The organism is Micromonospora eburnea, assembly GCF_900090225.1.
In the GTDB taxonomy this organism is placed as follows: Bacteria; Actinomycetota; Actinomycetes; order Mycobacteriales; family Micromonosporaceae; genus Micromonospora; species Micromonospora eburnea.
Window position 1 is genome coordinate 3,295,565 of sequence record NZ_FMHY01000002.1, and the last position, 16,932, is coordinate 3,312,496.

Genomic DNA, 16,932 nt, shown 5'->3' on the forward strand with positions numbered 1-16,932 from the left:
CCCGTCACCCCCGGCTCCCGAAGGCGGGTGGGCCGATCCCGCGCGGCACCACCAGGAACGGCTCGGGCGCGCGTACCGGGCCGAAGGCGCGACCCGAGACCGGGCTGACGGTCAGGTCCCGCGGCCCCAGGGTGTCCTTCCGTAGGACCAGGACCTGGGTACGGAAGCTGCCGTCCGCGCCGACGGTCACCGTGTCCGGGGTGGTGGTGATCCCCGGCGCCCAGCGAAGGCGCACCCGCGCCCCGGCCGGGAAGTCGGTGCCGATCGCGGCGGTGACGAAGCCGGGCGGGCCGATCGCCGGGTCGAGGCGTACCCGTGGCGCCAGCACCCGGACCGGCGCCTGCGCGGTACGCGACGCCGGCACCCCCCGGACGGTGGCGGCGAGCCGGCCGGTGACCGTGCCGGTGACCGCCGCCTGCGGCGGCAGCACCACGGTGATCACCTGCTGGGTGCCGGGGCCGAGCGTACCGAGCAGGCAGAGCCGACGGTCGGCGGCGCAGCGCGGGTCGGCGGCGTGCGGGGGCAGCAGCGACGCCGGCGCGGCGACCTCCAGCCAGACGTTGTCGGCCGGCAGACGGGTCGAGTTACGGATGGTGAAGGTGACCGGGATCGGATCGCCGCCGACGTAGCCGGGTTGGCCGCCCACCGACACGCCGAGACTCAGGTCGGGTACCGGAAGCCGCTGGAACGTCGGCTGGCTGCCCACCTCCCGAATCACCGTGGTGGGCGGGCCGCCGCCACCGGACAGCACCACGATGTCCGCGGGTTCGGTCGACCGGAGACCCGGCGGGGCCTGCTCCAACGCCACCGCGATCCGGCGTCCGTCCGGCGACCAGGCCGGGTCCGCCGCCCAGCGGTCGTCTCGGTCGGCCGCCGGGAGCGGATGCCGCGCGCCGGTGCCGTCGGGCGCCACCACGCACAGGTCGTGGCCGCTGTCGACGAACGCGATCGCGGAGCCGTCCGGCGACCAGGCCGGAGCACCGTCGGCGGATCGGGTCGGGCAGGGGTCACCCACCCGCGCGCTGAGGTCCCACTGGTCGGTGACGGTCAGGGTGCCGGCGACGCTGCCGTCGAGGCGGGCGAGCCAGATCCGGCTACCCGCGATCTCCGGGTCCGCCACCACGATCAGTGCCGTGTCGGAGCTGGTACGACCGGCGCTGTCGGTCGCTGTGCAGGTCACCACGGTCTGCCCGATCGGGAACAGGGAACCGGACGGCGGTTCGCACCGCACCGGCAGCGGCCGTTCGGCGCTGTCCACCGCTGACGCCCGGTAGGTCACCCGCGCGCCGTCCGGCCCGGTGGGCGCCACCTGCACGTCGTCGACCTGGACCAGCGGCAGGCCGGGTCGGGCGACCCGGACGACCAACTCCTGTACGGCGTCCGACCCGGCCTGCGGCGGTTCGAGGTCGAAGCGCACCGTGCAGCGCAGCACCGAACCGGGTGCCGCTCCCGGCGCGACCGCGACGGTTTCCGCGAAGACCGCCCGCTCGCCGGCGGCCACCCGGGCGGGGTCGGGGTCGAATTCGACGGAGAGCCCGTCCTCGCACGTGGCGCTGGGTTTCACGGTGACGGTGAGTTCGCGGATGGCCTTCTCCACCGCGTCGATCATGTCCGCCGGGTCGCTGTTGGCGGTGAGCCGTCCACCGGTGGCCGCGGTGATCCGCCCCGCCGCGCCGTCGTAGTTGAGGCCGCGTTCGAAGTCGGCGCCGACGATGGGTACGCCGATCAGCGCGATCCCGGCGGCCCGCAACTCGCGGATGAGGTCGGCCTCGGCGATGGTGCCTTCCTCGGGCGGCGGGGCCGTCTTGTCCACGCTGTCGGTGTCGCTGATCAGCACCACCACCCGGCTGCTGTCCGGGCGGAAGTTGATCCGGTCGTTGCGGGCGAGCTGCCGCAACGCGTAGAACCAGTTCTCCGTGCCGTACGGGTTTTGTGCCGTCAGGTGGCCGACCGCGTCGTAGACCGCGTCGTCCTTGTCGGTCACCGGCTGCCGTGGGAAGTACATGAACTCGTCGTAGGGACCGCCGACGTCGGCGCGACCGCTGAACGTGGCGAGACCGAACCGGGCCTCGGGCTGGCTCTTCCGGACGTTGCCGATCACGCCGGGCAGCCGGTCCTTGAGCTGCTCGATGACGCTCGAACCGCCCTCGCCGGGCTGGGACATCGAGGCGGTGTCGTCGACCAGGAAGACGATGTCCGGCCGGGGCGGGATCTCCGGGGTGCGCACCGACTGCTGCACGGTGAAGGTGCTCCCGGGCCGGGCGGGCCGGTCCACGACGAGGGTCGCCAGATCGCTGTCCCGGGCCGAGGCGTACCGGGCGAAGGCCAACTGACGGCCGTCCGCTGACCAGGTCGGCTCGGTGTCGCTCCCGGTGAGGTACGCGGGCATCGGCACCTCGGCGAGCAGCCGCGCGTCGGCGACCGAGACGACCAGGATGCGCGACGGGGCCTCGCCGCCCGACGGCTGCCGGCTGAAGGCGATCGCGTCCCCGGCCGGCGACCAGGTCGGGTCGGTGTCGCGGTCGCCGTCGACGGTGCCCGGCGGGGCGAAAAGCTGTGGGTTGGCGCCGGTGGCGTCGGCGACGACGATGCGGGCGCCGCCGCCGGGCTGCTCGGCACTGTAGGCCAGCCGGAGCCCGTCCGGGCTGAACGCCGGCCCGGTCTCGGACAGCCCGGGCCGGGCGGTGTGGTCCCGACGGTCGCCACCGGTGGCGTCGGCGCTCCACACGTCGGTGGTGCCGTCCACCTCGGTGGCCGTCCACAGCAGGTCGTTACCCTGCCAGGCCGGCTGGTGCTGGGGCAGCGTCCCGGTGGCCACCGGGACGATCCGGCCGGCCCGGAGGACGTACACGTCACCGGACGGGTCGTCGCGGGTGGTGGTGAAGGCGAGCTGGGTGCCGTCGGCGGACCAGGCCGGCTCCGCGGCGTCGCCCGGGCCGGGCACCGCCCTGGTCACCGGGCCGCCCGTCGCGGCCACCGTGGCCACGGTACGCAGGCTCGGGGCGCTGGCCGGCGCGAAGCGGGTGGTGGTGAAGGCGAGCCGCCGGCCGTCCGGCGACCAGGCGGGTTGCCCGTCGGCGGCCGGACCGTCGGTGAGCCGTGCCGGGGCGCCACCCGCGACGGGCAGCACCCAGAGATCGCCGGCGGGGTCGTCGCGGGTGCTGGCGAACGCGATCCTGGTGCCGTCGGGGGACCAGGTCGGCCAGCTGTCCTCGGCCGGGTGGTCGGTGAGCCGACGCAACCCGGCGCCGTCTACGCCGACGACCCAGATGTCGGCACTGCCCGCCCGGTCGCTGGTGAAGGCGACCCGCCGCCCGTCGGGGGACAGGGCGGGGTGCTCGATCGTGCCGGGGCCGCCGACCAGCCGCAACGGTGCCGACCCGGGCCGGCGCAGGTAGAGCCCGCCGGGCAGATCCGCGCCCCCGGCGGCTGCCTTCCGTCCCACCCAGACCACCCGGCCGGCGCGCGCGTCGGCCTCCTGCTCGGCGTCACCGCGTTCGGCCTCGGACAGCAGCGGCTGCGGCCTTCCGGCGGCGGCGATGCTGATCATCAGGGTCGGGCGTTCGAAGCTGGTGTAGCCCAGCCGGTAGTCGACCTCGGCCCGGGGTGATGTGGGCGCCGATGCCGGCAGGACCGATGGCTCGGGGGCAGCCACGGCCGGCCCGGCCAACAACGCGAGCACCACGACTCCCCAACGGCGGCTGCCCCAGCGCACGACACCTCCCGTGCTCACCAGTGCCACCACCGTGGCTGCCCCGGCTCCGTCAGGTGGTGACAGTCGGTGCCGGCCTGTGGGCAGGGTGGTCTGCCCGAACGGGCAGCGCGCCTCAGATCAGGCCGTTACGCAGCGCGTACGCCACCGCGTGGCAGCGGTTGCGCAGGTGCAGCCGGCTCGTCACGTCGTGCAGGATGTTCTTGATCGTCCGCTGTGAGTAGGACAGCTTCGCGGCGATCTCCGCGGTGTCGAGGCCCTCCGCGACCAGGCGCAGCACCTCCACCTCCCGCTCGGCCAGCCCGGAGAAGGTCAGCCCCCGTGGCCCGAGCACCTCCCGTTGCAGCGCCCCGACCTGCTGCAACAGTCGGCCCAGCAGGTCCGGCGGCACCGCGCCCTCGCCGGCCGCAGCGGCCCCGATCACCGAGACCAGCCGCTCCGCGCTCGCCTCCGAGCGGCGCACGATCCCCGCCACCCCGTGCTCCACCGCGGCGACCAGGCCGGCGTCGTCCACCTGGGTCACCACCAGCACCAGGGCGGACCCGCCCCGGCTGCGTAGCGCGCGCAGCATACGCAGGGTCGGTTCGTCGATGCTGTCGCTGATGATCACGGAAACGACGGCCTGCTCCGCTTCGGACTCGTCGAGCAGCAGCACCTCCGGGCGGGGGCGGAGCTGGCTGACCACACCGGCCCGGGAGATCACGTCGGTGGAGTAGAGGTGGACGGGCAGACGTCGCATGAGCCCTCCCAGCAGCTGCTTGTCCGGACGACACGTGCGCTGAGTATCACCTCGCGCACCAATCGTGCAGTCAACGTGGGTTCAACGGCCCTCACACGTTGCCCCAAGGTCTTCCTCTACGCCTGATTGATCCGGCGCGGCCACTCCTAGAGTCGCGGCCATGACCACCGACGCGAACCTGGATACCGGCCTCGTCGAGGTCAGCCCGGGCGGCGAGGCGAGCTGCCGGCTGGAGATCCGCAACGGCGGCCCGATCGTCGAGTCGTACGCGATCGAGGTGCTCGGCGAGCCGGCCGGCTGGGCCAGTGTGGAACCGCCCACCGTATCGGTCTATCCGGGCTCCGCCGAGTCGGTCACCGTCCGCTTCCACCCGCTCCGTTCGGCGCAGGTGGTGGCCGGCGAGCGGCCCTTCGCGGTGCGGGTGATCCCGAGCGAGACTCCGGACGCGCAGGTCGTGCCGGAGGCCACCGTGCGGGTTCTGCCGTTCGCCGAGATCGCGCCGGAGATCCTGCCCCGCACCTCCAGGGGCCGGTGGGGCGGCCGTCACGAGCTGTCGGTGGCCAACCGGGGCAATGTCCCGCTCGGCCTGGCGCTGACCGGCAACGACCCGGACAACCGGCTCAACGTCGCGATCCGCCCCCCACAGATCACCGTTGCCCCCGGCGCGACGTCGTTCGTCCGGGTACGCGCCCGCCCTCGCCGGCTGCTGTGGCGCGGCCACCCGGTGACCGTGCCGTTCCAGGTCAACGTCGCCTCTGACGACACGCCCCCGGCGACCCTCGACGCCGCCACCGTGCAGGAGCCGCTGCTCCCGCGGGGGTTGGCCCGCGTGGTGGCGGCGCTGCTGGTGCTGGCACTGATGGGCGTGGGTCTCTGGTACGCGCTGCTGCGCCCCACGGTGAAATCACTCGCCGAGGAGGCCGCTCAGGAGCAGGTCGCGCCGGTGGCTCAGCAGGCCAGCGCCGCCGATGCCCGCGCCCAACAGGCGGACAGCAAGGCCCAACAGGCGGTCGACGCCGTCGCGCCCGGAGCCAGCTCCCCGCTGCCCACCCCGAGCACCAGGGTGCCACCGCCCTCACCGACGCCCAGCGCGGGCGTGCCGGCCATCCCCGCCGGCGCCGAGTCGTCCAGCCGTCGGCTCGCGGTGACCGCGCGGGCCGGCACCACCCGCACCGACCAGTACACGGTGGCGGCCCGCCGGGTCTTCGTGCTGACCGACATCTTCCTGCAGAACCCGCAGGGCGACGAGGGGCGCCTCGACCTGGTGGTCGACGGTACGACGGTGCTGACCGTGGCGCTGAACAACTTCCGTGACCTGGACTACCACATGGTCTCGCCGATCGAGGTGCCCGCCGGCCGGGTGATCAGCCTGCGAGCCAACTGCCGACGGGCCGGCACCACGCTGGACGGCGCCGGCGGCGGAGGGGGCCAGTGCCGCGATTTCGCCCTGCTCAACGGCTACACCCGCGCCGCTCCCGTCCGAGGCTAGGAGGGCGAGGCGGTCAGTTCGGATCTTCCCGCACGGTTTCGTCGGCGGCCCGCCGGAACTCGCGTCGCGGCGAGACCTCGTCGTGGGCCGGCACCCGCTGCCGGACCCGCTCGGCCGGCCCGGTCGGCAGGCGGGACGCCGGGCCGGTCTCCGTGACCAGGTGCTCCGTCTCCTGGACCAGGTAGTGCGGCCGGCGCTTGGTCTCGTAGTAGATCCGGCCGATGTATTCCCCGATCACACCGAGAATCATCATCTGGATGCCGCCGAGACCGATCACGCTGACGATGATGGTGGTGTAACCGGGGACGTCGATGCCCTTCTCGACGGCGTCGGCCACCACCCAGGCCATGTAGCCCACCGCGATCAGGGTGAGGAACAGGCCCCCGTAGATGGCCAGTCGCAGCGGCCGGTTGTTGAACGACAGGAGCCCGTCGAACGCGTAGTTGAAGAGCTTGCCGAAGCTCCACCTGCTCCGCCCCGCCTGGCGGGTCTCGTTGCGGTGCGCGACCACGACGGTGCGGAACCCGATCCAGGAGAACAGCCCCTTGGAGAAGCGGTTGTACTCCGGCATCGCCAGCACGGCGTCCACCGCGACCCGGGACAGCAGCCGGAAGTCGCCCGCCCCGTCCTGTAGCCGCACGTCGATCCACCAGTTGACGATGCGGTAGAAGGACCGCGAGGCCAGCGTACGCAGGAACCGGTCACCGTGCCGGTCCCGCCGGGCGATCACCTGGTCGAACCCCTGCCGGTACAGCGTCACCATCTCGGGCAGCAACCGGGGCGGGTGTTGCAGGTCGGCGTCCATGATGACTACCGCGTCCCCGGTGGCGCGCTTGAGGCCGGCCAGCATCGCCGCCTCCTTGCCGAAGTTCCGGCTCAGCGCCGTGTAGCGCACGGACGGATCCCTGGTGGCGAGGCGGCGCAGCGCATCGAGAGTGCCGTCCTCGCTGCCGTCGTCGACGTACACCAGCTCGACGTCGACGTCGGGCAGGTCCGCGAGCGCCTCGATCACCGCCGAGTGCAACCGTTCCACCGAGGCTTCCTCGTTGAAGCAGGGCACCACCACCGACAGCCGCACCGTCGTCACCCCATCCGGTCAGAGGTGGTAGACCAGCACACCATCGAGTTCCTCCCGGGTGCCCAGACCGTCGCTCGGCCGGGCCTTCCGTCGGTCGGGATGGTGGGCGCCGGACGGGGTTCCGCGATCTCGGCGGTCGCCTGCGCGTCGGTGGAGCCGGTGGTCATGAAATCGATGCTTCCGACTTATGTGGCCTTGTCGATCAGTGGTCCGAGCTGGGGCTTGCGAGGCCGGCGCAGGCGCACGGCCTCCGGCGCGACCAGAATCGAGCCAGGCTAATCGAAAAAGTTGAGGATGTAAACTTAGCGGCGGGACCGGGCGGGCGTCCAGAACGGGTCGCGGCCGATGTACGCGATGAGCCGGGTCTGGGCGTCGGCGTCGTCGGGGGTGGGTACGCGTGGACCGTACTGTCCTGACGAGCGGAGCACGTCGTCGAGTGGCTCCATCCCCGCCAGCAGCGCTTCGCAGAATTTGGAGTCGAGCCGATCGTCCTGCCCGGTGGCGCGGGACAGGTCCCACGTGTGCATGAACACGTCGGAGGTGTAGAACGTGTCGATCGCCTGGTCGAGCGGCACCGCGCCGAAATGCGGGTTGACCAGCATCCGTTGTGGGGTTCCCGGATCGTCCAGCAGCGCCTGCACCCCGTCGCACTGTGCCTGCCAGGCGGCGACCGGGTCGTCGTCCACACTCGGCCCGCCGGTCAGTTCGACGCCGGCGCCTGCGGCGAGGAACGGCGGGAACCATTCGACGAGGTGGCGTACCACGTCCCGGGCCGTCCAGTCGGCCACCGGCGAGGGGACGTCCCAGTGCCTGGCGGCACGGACGCGTTCGGTGAAGGTGGCCGCGACGTGGCGGTGCCGCGCTACGGGGTCGAGGTCTGACAGCGTCATTGGTGAGCATCCTTTCGAGCCTGGCGTATCCGTCCACGCGCCCCAATTGTCGACGCGCGTCCGCGTGCTGTTCGGATCGGCCCACCGGGCGGGGCGTCCGCCCTCAGGTGGTGAGCGGGTCCGGCGGTCGGCTGCTGACCGGCCGGCGGGCGTACACCCGCTCCACCGTGCCGAGTTTGCGCCGCTCGGATTCGACGACCTCAAGCCCGGCGGCGGCCAGCAGCGACCGGGGACGGCGGGTCATGTGCTCCCCGGCGGCGCGGATCGTGATCGACTCGACCAGTCGCTGTCCCACCCAGACCGGCCACCAGTTGCTGCCGATGTGGTCGAGCAGCAGTAGCCGTCCGCCGGGCCGCAGCACCCGGGCCATCTCCGTGACGGCCGCACGGTGATCGGGGATCGCGCAGAGCGACAGGGTGCACAGCACCGTGTCGAAGCTGGCGTCGGCGAACGGCAACCGCTGGGCGTCCGCCACCCGCAGATCGACGTCCAGGTCGAGGTCCGCTGCGCGCTGCCGGGCGATGTCCAGCATCGCCGGGCTCAACTCGATCCCCGTGATGCGCACCCGCGGCGGGTAGAACGGGAAGTTCCGGCCGGTGCCGACCGCGACCTCCAGCACGTCTCCGGTGGCCCGGGAACACACCCATTCCCGGCCCCCGCCGAACTGGACCTTCTCCCAGAACTGGATGTCGCGGTCGTAGCGGGGAGCCACCGTCTCCCACACCCGCCGCGCCTTCGCGGTGGACTCTTCCTCGGCTGCCACGAGCACCTCCGGATGCGAATGATCAGGTACGACGGGCGGATGGCCGAGCCGGGGAGTCGGCGGCGGCGATGACGCCGGCGATCGCGCGGCGGATGCGGTCGGCTGCCGTGGTGGCATCCGGCTGCCCGACGTCGAGCCAGGCGATGACGGCCTCGACCGCGACGGCGGTCGCCAACCGGGCCGCCCACTGTGCCCAGGCTCCGTCCGGGACCGCGGTCTTGATCCGTGCGTGCGCGATCCTGGTCAGCTCGCTGCGGAACCCGTCAATGCAGGCCTGGAACTCCGGCTCCCGGGCGGCGTGCACGAACAACAGCCGGAAGCCCGCCGGCTCGGCGGCGGCCGCCGCCAGCAGGCCGTCCACGCTCGCGTCGGTGAAGCTGCCCACCGACTCGCCGATGTGGGCCATCAGCAGGGCGCACACCCGGTTGAGCACCGCCTGGTACAGGTCGGTCTTCGACTCGAAATGCCGGTAGAGGATCACTCGGGTGATGCCCGCCTCGGCGGCGATGTCGTCCAGGCTCGTGGCCGCGAACCCGGCCCGTGCGAACGCCCGGGTCGCCGCCGCCAGGATCTGTTCCCGCCGCTGCGCACGCGGCAGTCGTCCCGCCGGCCCGGCGACGTTCGCCATTCCCGCCTCCCGATACCTGTTGTCGACTGCCGAGTGTACTACTTCCAATGTTGACTCTCGGATATACACAGGGGAGGAGGCGAGCGTGACGACCCGTAGCGGCGGTGTCGGGTGATCGGGCAGGGGAGAGCCGGGCGGCGAGAGCGAGGCGGCCGGGGCCGCGCTGACCCGTCACCGCCAGGCGACGGCGGAGCCGGTCGGGGCGTAGCACGGCAGTGCGCGTCGGTGGTAGCGGACGGTGGCACTCACCGGAGCAGGTGACGCGCCGGCCGGTTCCCGGAGCCCGCTCGGCGTACGGGCCCGGGTCGGTCGGACGCGCCTCGAAGCAGGCAGGCCGGCGGCCGCCGAGACCCGGGACGTTCAGCCGCGGCAGCGCGGTGTCTCGTACCCGCCGGGCCCGGAGGAGAAGAGCGAGATCCGTAACGGCGGAGCCTGCCAGGCGACCGCGGCGGCCCGCACTGTCCGGTACAGGGTCGCGCCCGTCGTACGCGGGGTCGCACCGTGGAGGAACGCGACGAGCTCCCGCTGCACCCGGCTGCGGTCGAACGCGTCCCCGTGCACGGCGACCACCAGGACGAACGGCACGCCCAACGGGTTGCCCGGCCGATCGGTGAGGGCATCGCTGAGCGTTACGAACGCCACCGTGCGTACCTCCGGGACGGGGCAGAACATCTGATCGCGGTAGCGCTGTGGGCTGCCCATGAGCGAGCGGATGAGCGGTTCGTCGATGCTGATCGGCAGGCCGCTCGACCAGCTGGCGACCGTCAGGATCGCCCGCAGCTGCGCGCCGGTGGCCAGTCCCCAGCCGTGTCCGTCACCGGCCGGCGGGAAGGCGGCTCCGGAGGGGTTGGTCACCGGGCTGAGCAGGACGACTGCGACCACCGCCGGGTGCGGGCGGGTCGCCAGGTAGGTGCGGACGACGAGGGTTCCCTCACTCTCCGCGAGCAGGGCCACGGGCTTACCGGTACGGGCGTGCACCTCGGCGACCTGGGCGTCGAGCAGTTTCGCGCTGGTCTCCAGCGACTGCTGGGTCTGCTGCGACCGATACGGCAGCGGACGCCCGCCGGCGTCGAGCCCGGCGTAGGAGAACATCTCGAACGGGATGCTGTCGGTGACCTGTGGGCTGCCGCCCGTCGGCGTTCCGTCGCCGACGGAGTCGTAGCCGCCTACGAAGATCAGTGCCTGAGGCGGCCGGCCGCCGGGGCCGATGGCCAGTGGGGGTGGCGGTTGCTCGGCGGCCTGGACAGCGGTCCTGGCCAGGAATCCGGCCGGGGCGATGCCGAGCAGCAGCCCGACGGCGACGAGCGGGGCGACCGGGACCCGGACCAGCCGGATGCGGGCCGCCAGCGCCGCCGAGAGCAGCCGCCGCCAGAGCCAGCCGTTGACGATGCCGGCCACGGCGGCCAGCACGATGGGCGACGGGCCCGGCGCGGCGGACAGGACCACGGAGGCGACGGTCAGGACCAGGAACGACACCACGGCCCAGAGCACGGTGGCCGGTGGCGGCAGCCCTTGCCACCAGTCGGGCACCAGTCCGGCCCGCTGCGCGACGAGGACGAGCACGAACACCACACCCACGTCGGCGATGAAGAGCCAGGACAGTGAGGTCGCGCTGATCGCCACCGAGAGCGCGGCCCAGGGCAGCAGGAAGACGGTCAGGGCGGCGGTGCCCGTGATGCCGGTGAGCAGGGCCCGGCCCGCCGCCGGTCGCCGTCCCGCGAAGGACGGCCAGGCGACCAGCACGATGGCGGTGGCCCACACCCCGCGCGCCAGCACCGTGGCGATCAGTTCCCCGGCGAACTGGGGCCACGAGTGGTGATAGACGGAGATCCATCGCAGGTCGTGAAAGATCGCGAAGGGCAGCGGCGCGCTCGCCTGCGGGGCCAGCCCCACCAGGGACCGGAGGCCGAAATGGGTCGACAGCGCCGCTTCCAGCACCGGCGGAAGCGTCGTCAGGGCCAGCAGTGCCAGGAGGCGTGCGGACGCCGATCGCAGCACAGCCACCGCGCCGACCTCCTGCCCGCCCGGCTGCCGCCATCCAGGACCCGGGCCGCTCAGGTGTGGATAGCCAGCATGTTATCGGCTGCCTCTTTCCATCTTCGGCATTTCGGGTGCGGATTCCAGATCCACCGGGGCAGCGGGGCGCGGTGGGCGGCGGGGCATACTCGTGCCCGTGGCGTTGCTCTGCGAACCGTATCTGCTCGATCCGCGGCCCGACGGCATCCACGTGCTGTGGCACACCGAGCGCGTCGGGCGGTGCCAGGTGGTCCTGGCCGGCGTGGACGTGCCACACCTGACCGACCAACAGGCGTACGCCGCCGCGACCGGCCGCGCCGAATCGGGTGACGGGTGGCGGCGGTTTCCCGCGGAGACCCGGCTCCTGTCGCGGATGCGGGAGGACGCCGAGTCCTCGGTGCCGGGGCGGACGTACTCCGGGGTGACCCGACGCCTGGTCCACCGGCACCTGGCCAGGGTGGGCGGACTGCCCGCTGGACGTACGCCGTACCGGGTGGTGTCGATCGACGACGACGGGCGGGCCGACGTCACACCCGTCTACAGCCTGGCCCCGGCGGCGCCGTCCGGCCGACCGGTCCGGCTGCTGCTGACCAGCGACCACCAGCTCATGCCGATGGTCCCCGCGAACCTGGCCATGGTCGGCGAGACGGCGGGTACCGCCCTCGACGGTGTGCTGATGGCCGGCGACATGGTCAACGTCGCGGACCGGGCCAGCGACTGGTTCGACAGCACCCGTCGGCCGGCGTTCTTCGCCAGCTTCGCCGGCCGGGCGCCCGGCCGCTGGCCCGGTGCGCCGATCCTGCCGAACACCCCGCTCTACCCGTCCATCGGCAACCACGAGGTGATGGGGCGCTGGTCGGAGACCGGTTCGTTGGAAGAACAGTTCAACGACGCCCGACCCGGCGAGTGGGACGTCACCACCTACGAGGAACTGTTCCCGGTGCCGCGCAGCGACGCCGGCGGGCCGCGCTGGTGGTCGCGGACGATCGGCGACGTTCACCTGATCAGCCTCTTCGTCACCGCCATCTGGCGTTCACCGAAGCTGACCGGGCGGGGCAAGTTCCAGGAGGCGGCGCAGGACGTCGACCATCCGCAGCGGTGGGGGCACGGTCAGTTCATCTTCGAACCGATCGCCCGCGGCTCAGCGCAGTACCGCTGGCTGGCGAACGAGCTGGCCTCGCCCGCGGCGCGGTCCGCCCGGTACCGGGTGGTGATGTTCCACCATCCGAGCCACGGGCTCGGTCACCACTCCGCACCGCCGTTCACCGACCCGGTGCCGGCCGTCCGGCCGGGCGGGATCACCTACCACTATCCGCTCGGCGACGACTACGTCCTGCGCGACGTCGAGCCGCTGCTCGACGAGGCACAGGTCCACCTGGTCCTCAACGGGCACTCACACGTGTGGAACCGGTTCCGCAACGCGGCCGGTGTGCACTGGCTGGAGACCTCCAACGTCGGCAACAGCTATGGCGCCTACGATGTCACGTCCGGGCGGTCACGGGAGCTGCCCGACGGGTATGTCCAGCAGGGCGACCCCGGCGGGTTGACCCCGATCGTCCCCACCGTCGCGCCCCTGGCCGGGCCCGACGGCGCTGCCCTGCCGTACGTGGCGAGCAACGAGGTCACCGTCTTCACGCTGCTGGACACCGCCGACGGGCTGGTCCGCTCGTATCGCTTCGACACCGTCGACCCGGAGGCCGGGGTGGTCCTCTTCGACGAGTTCGCCCTCGACGGGCCGTAGCCCGCGTCAGCCGCCGTAGCCGCTTCAGCCACCGTTGGCCAGGGTCTGCCAGGCCGCGCGGAGGGTCCACAGCACCGCGTCTAGCTGCCGATACGAGCCTTAAAGGCGGTTTGTCGGTTTAAGTCCGATCGGCCCGGTTTGCTCCCTACGATGCGTGCTGTGGAGACTATGAGAAGTTCTGCGCTTTCCGAGCGACTGCGGCGGATTTCTGCGGCAGCCGCGGCGATGCTGTTCAGTGTCGGGCTGGCGGTGGTGGTACCGGCGCCCGATCCGGCTGGTGCCCAGCCGGGGAGCACGCTGGTGTCCGAGACGTTCACCGGCGCGACCGCGGATCCACGGTTCGAGGCTTTCGGGTCGGCCTGCCTGACCGGCGCGCCGCCCGGTGCGCCGCCCCCAGCCGGCGAGCATACCCTCGGCGGGTGTAGTGCGACGCCGGTCGGGCCGGTGCCGCCCCCCGGTGGTGCACCGTTCGGCTACCTGCAGTTGACCGACGCGTCCTTCGATCAGGCCGGCGCGGTGCTGTTCAACCAGGCCATCCCGGCGACCCAGGGCCTGGAGGTCACGTTCGACCAGTGGCAGTACGGCAGCACCACCCCGGCGACCCCGGCCGACGGCATCTCCTTCTTCCTCGTCAACGGGGCCGGCAACCTCACCGCCCCCGGCGCCTTCGGCGGCAGCCTCGGGTACGCGCAGAAGCTGCCGGACGACAACCCGGCCAACCCGTTCCTGCCCGGCGTGAACAACGGCTACCTCGGTATCGGCCTGGACGTGCTGGGCAACTACTTCGGCGACTGGGAGCACCGCGGGAACGGCTGTCAGCAACGCTCGCCGGCCGGCACCATCTTCCGCGTGCCGGCCCCGGGGCCGAACATGGTCACCGTGCGTGGTCCGGGCAACGGCACGGAGGGCTACTGCTTCCTGACCGCGACCACGAGCAACTTCTCCACCACGCCCCCGTGGCCGTCGACCCTGCCGGGCCAGTTGCAGGGCCCGACGCCGGTCTTTCCCCCGAACGTGACCCCGGAGCAGGCGCAGAACCTGCTGGAGCCCACCAGGCGCAGGGTCACGGTCCAGATCACCCCGGCCCCGAACCCGCAGGTCACCGTCTCAATCGACTTCAACGACGGCCGTGGTTCGCAGCAGGTGCTCCAGTTCGCCGCACCGGAGCCGGTTCCAGCGACCTACAAGTTCGGCTTCGCCGGCTCGACCGGGGCGTTCACCGACGTACACCTGATCCGTAACGTCACCGTCACCTCCGCCGTACCGCTGCCGCAGTTGAATCTGGTCAAGCAGGTGAGCCTCAACCAGACGCTGCCTCCGGTCATCCCCGTCGGGACACCCGTTAACTACGACTTCGTGGTCACCAACAGCGGCAACGTCCCGATCAACAACCTCGTGGTGAACGACTCCCACATCACGAACGTCTCCTGCCCGACCACCACCCTGGCCCCCGGGCAAACCATCACCTGCACCGGCACCCATATAGTGACCCAAGCCGACATCGATGCCGGCGTCATCGTCGACACGGCGATCGCCACCGGCACCGGCCCGGGCGGTGAACAGGTCAACTCGCCCGAGTCGGAGGCCAGCCTGCCGGTCGGCAACGGCACCGCGGAACTCTCGCTGGAGAAGATGGCCGAGCCGTCGACCGTGACGAACGCGGGGCAGGAGATCACCTACCGGTACGTGGTGACGAACACCGGCACCGTGACGATCAACAACCTGCGCGCCGCCGACACCGCGTTCAGCGGGAGGGGCACGCCACCGGTGGTCACCTGCCCGAGCAACACCATCGCCCCGAGCAACCAGGTCGTCTGCACCGGCACCTACACCGTCACGCAGGCCGACATCGACGCCGGCGTGAACATCACCAACACCGCCACCGCCACCGGCACCGGCCCGAACAACCAACAGGTCACCTCGCCACCGGCGGACGCCAGTGTCGCCGTTGTCCCCGCCGCGTCACTGGCACTGGTCAAGTCCGCCAGCCCCACAGAAGTCACCGCGGCGGGCCAGACCGTCACCTACCACTTCCTCGTCACCAACACCGGGAACGTCACCCTGAACAACGTGCAGATCCACGAGGTCGAGTTCTCCGGCACCGGCCAACTGTCCGCGATCGACTGCGCGGCCACCCCCCTCGCCCCGGGGGAGAGCACCACCTGCCAGGCCACCTACGAGGTCACCCAGGCTGACATCAATGCCGGCACGATCACCGACACCGCGAACGCCACCGCGACCGCCCCCGGCGGCGGCACCGTCACCTCCAACAACTCCTCCGCCACCGTGAACACCACCGCCACCACGTCGCTCTCGCTGACGAAGTTCGCCGAGCCGTCGAGCGTGTCGAGCGCGGGGGAGCAGATCAGCTACAGGTACGTGGTGACGAACACCGGCACGACGACGATCACCAACGTGAACGCCGCCGACACCGCGTTCAGCGGGAGGGGCACGCCACCGGTGGTCACCTGCCCGGTCAACACCCTCGCCGCAGGCGAACAGACAATCTGCACCGCCACCTACACCGTCGTCCAGGCCGACATCGACGCCGGCGCGAACATCACCAACACCGCCACCGCCACCGGCACCGGCCCGAACCAGGAACAGGTCACCTCGCCGCCGTCGGAGGCCACCGTCCACGTCGTCACCGCCGAGTCGCTGACGCTGGTCAAATCCGCCGAGCCCACAGAGGTCACCGCGGCCGGCCAGACCATCACCTACTCCTTCCTGGCCACCAACAACGGCACCGTCACCCTCAACAACCTGAGGATCCACGAGGTCGAGTTCTCCGGCACGGGTCAGCCGCCCGCGATCACCTGCGAGGTCACGACCCTCGGCCCGGGCCAGAGCACCACCTGCCAGGCCACCTACACCGTCACCCAGGCCGACATCGACGCTGGCAAGATCACTGACACCGCGAACGCCACCGCGACCAACCCGGGTGGCGGCACCGTCACCTCCAACAACTCCAGCGCCACCGTGCGGACCGCGGCGGTCCGGGCCGAGCTGACCCTCGTCAAGTCCGCCAAGCCGCAGACGGTCAAGAAGGCTGGCCAGAAGATCAAGTATTCCTTCACGGTCACCAACACCGGCACGGTGCCCCTGACCAACGTGACCGTCAACGAGACCGAGTTCAGCGGCACCGGGCCCCGGCCCGAACCGGTCTGTCCGCCCGAGGCGGCGTCGCTGGCGCCCGGCGCCTCGGTGATCTGCACCGCCACGTACACGGTCACCAAGGAAGACATCAAGGCTGGAAAGATCACCGACACCGCGGTCGCCACCGGCACCGGCCCGAACGGCGAACAGGTCACCTCGCCGCCGTCAACGGTCACCGTTACCGTCCAGGCCGCCGGCCGGCTCGAGGTTGTCAAGACCGGCCGCGTCGTCAGCGCCGAGGATCACGACGGCAAGGACCGCGACGACAAGGGTGACGGCAAGGACCGCGACGGCAAGGACCACAACCGGGTCAGGCCCGGCGACCAGATCGAGTGGACCCTGACCGTCACGAACGTCGGCACCACCACCATCCGGGACATCACCGTCACGGACTCCCTGGAGAACGCGATCACCTGCCCGAAGACCGAACTGGCCCCCGGCGAGTCGATGACCTGCACGGTGCCACCTCACACGATCACCGAGGAGGACATCAAGGCCGGCCAGGTCACCAACATCGCCACCGCCAGCGGGGTCACCGACACCGGCGTCCCGGTCACCGCGGAAGGTCGAGCCACGGTCAAGCTGGAATCAGGCGAGCTGCCTGTCACCGGCAGCAACCTCACCACCCCGCTGACCGTCGGTGCCGTGGTCACCGCCCTCGGCGTACTGCTCGTGCTCGCCAGCGTGCGTAGCGTCCGACGCCGCGTACGGAGGTCCTGA

Annotated in this window: 10 protein-coding genes; 3 read left to right on the top strand and 7 right to left on the bottom strand. The window is 71.7% G+C overall.

Going from position 1 to position 16,932, the window contains the following annotated elements:
- Nucleotides 1–4: 4 nt before the first annotated feature.
- Together GA0070604_RS14815 and GA0070604_RS14820 are read right to left on the bottom strand one after the other, a co-directional pair.
- Nucleotides 5–3,733 (bottom strand): VWA domain-containing protein, encoded by a 3,729-nt coding sequence (locus tag GA0070604_RS14815; protein ID WP_141721299.1) that lies wholly within the window; start codon nucleotides 3,731–3,733, stop codon nucleotides 5–7.
- 94 nt (nucleotides 3,734–3,827) lie between these two features.
- Complete coding sequence (locus tag GA0070604_RS14820) at nucleotides 3,828–4,451, bottom strand: helix-turn-helix transcriptional regulator (protein WP_091118478.1); 624 nt, start codon at nucleotides 4,449–4,451, stop codon at nucleotides 3,828–3,830.
- A gap of 160 nt (nucleotides 4,452–4,611) precedes the next feature.
- On the opposite strand from GA0070604_RS14820, the gene GA0070604_RS14825 reads away from it, so the two are divergent.
- The gene (locus GA0070604_RS14825; RefSeq protein ID WP_091118479.1) at nucleotides 4,612–5,940 is read left to right on the top strand and encodes a COG1470 family protein; all 1,329 of its coding nucleotides are present in this window, start codon (nucleotides 4,612–4,614) and stop codon (nucleotides 5,938–5,940) included.
- A 13-nt stretch (nucleotides 5,941–5,953) separates the two neighbouring features.
- Here the strand turns inward: GA0070604_RS14825 and GA0070604_RS14830 are convergent, their stop codons facing one another.
- From GA0070604_RS14830 to GA0070604_RS14855, 5 genes are all read right to left on the bottom strand, one after another.
- On the bottom strand, nucleotides 5,954–7,027 hold the full coding sequence (locus tag GA0070604_RS14830) for a glycosyltransferase family 2 protein (protein WP_341845343.1): 1,074 nt from the start codon (nucleotides 7,025–7,027) through the stop codon (nucleotides 5,954–5,956).
- A 293-nt stretch (nucleotides 7,028–7,320) separates the two neighbouring features.
- A complete protein-coding gene (locus tag GA0070604_RS14840; RefSeq protein ID WP_141721300.1) occupies nucleotides 7,321–7,908 on the bottom strand; it encodes a TIGR03086 family metal-binding protein in 588 nt (195 codons plus the stop codon).
- 103 nt (nucleotides 7,909–8,011) lie between these two features.
- Complete coding sequence (locus tag GA0070604_RS14845; RefSeq protein WP_244161906.1) at nucleotides 8,012–8,671, bottom strand: class I SAM-dependent methyltransferase; 660 nt, start codon at nucleotides 8,669–8,671, stop codon at nucleotides 8,012–8,014.
- Between the two features lie 22 nt (nucleotides 8,672–8,693).
- A complete protein-coding gene (locus tag GA0070604_RS14850; RefSeq protein ID WP_091118482.1) occupies nucleotides 8,694–9,299 on the bottom strand; it encodes a TetR/AcrR family transcriptional regulator in 606 nt (201 codons plus the stop codon).
- 360 nt (nucleotides 9,300–9,659) lie between these two features.
- Complete coding sequence (locus GA0070604_RS14855) at nucleotides 9,660–11,303, bottom strand: alpha/beta fold hydrolase (protein WP_141721301.1); 1,644 nt, start codon at nucleotides 11,301–11,303, stop codon at nucleotides 9,660–9,662.
- A 169-nt stretch (nucleotides 11,304–11,472) separates the two neighbouring features.
- On the opposite strand from GA0070604_RS14855, the gene GA0070604_RS14860 reads away from it, so the two are divergent.
- Together GA0070604_RS14860 and GA0070604_RS14865 are read left to right on the top strand one after the other, a co-directional pair.
- The gene (locus GA0070604_RS14860) at nucleotides 11,473–13,056 is read left to right on the top strand and encodes a metallophosphoesterase family protein (RefSeq protein ID WP_208602061.1); all 1,584 of its coding nucleotides are present in this window, start codon (nucleotides 11,473–11,475) and stop codon (nucleotides 13,054–13,056) included.
- Nucleotides 13,057–13,356: 300 nt separating this feature from the next.
- Complete coding sequence (locus GA0070604_RS14865) at nucleotides 13,357–16,932, top strand: DUF7507 domain-containing protein (RefSeq protein ID WP_141721302.1); 3,576 nt, start codon at nucleotides 13,357–13,359, stop codon at nucleotides 16,930–16,932.